The sequence below is a fragment of the Vibrio sp. 10N.222.49.C9 genome, assembly GCF_041474985.1.
Taxonomy (GTDB): Bacteria; Pseudomonadota; Gammaproteobacteria; order Enterobacterales; family Vibrionaceae; genus Vibrio; species Vibrio crassostreae_C.
Genome location: NZ_JBFRVD010001526.1, coordinates 1 through 407 on the forward strand (window position 1 = coordinate 1; position 407 = coordinate 407).

The 407-nt window shown below is 42.5% G+C and carries 1 protein-coding gene; it reads right to left on the reverse strand.

Translation table 11 applies throughout. The annotated features are described in order from the left end of the window. Nucleotides 1-370: sigma-70 family RNA polymerase sigma factor (locus AB4585_RS29080; RefSeq protein WP_372172273.1), on the reverse strand; the 370-nt coding region annotated here is incomplete at its 3' end. Between the last annotated feature and the right edge of the window lie 37 nt (nt 371-407).

A 407-nucleotide genomic window follows, 5' to 3' on the forward strand; every position in this document is an offset into this window, starting at 1 on the left:
CGATACGCCAGTTACGCAGTACGTACTCATGAATCTCAGCTTTGATCCAATGAACAGCAAATGAAACAAGGCGAACACCCACTTCTGGGTTAAATCGTTTCACCGCTTTCATTAATCCGATATTACCTTCCTGAACTAAGTCAGCTAGAGGAAGACCATAACCAGAGTAACCACGAGCTACATGAACAACAAAACGCAAATGAGACAAAATCAGCTCTTTCGCAGCCTCAATCTCACCTTTGTAATGCAAACGCTCGGCAAGGTCTTTCTCTTTCTCTACGGTTAGCATTGGGTAACCGTTTGCAGATCTGATGTAGCTATCTAAGCTATCTTGAGATACAACTGCCATTGAAAACGTTTTACTAGCCATTCAATCCCTCATTCATCGAACTTTACAACCTATTCGC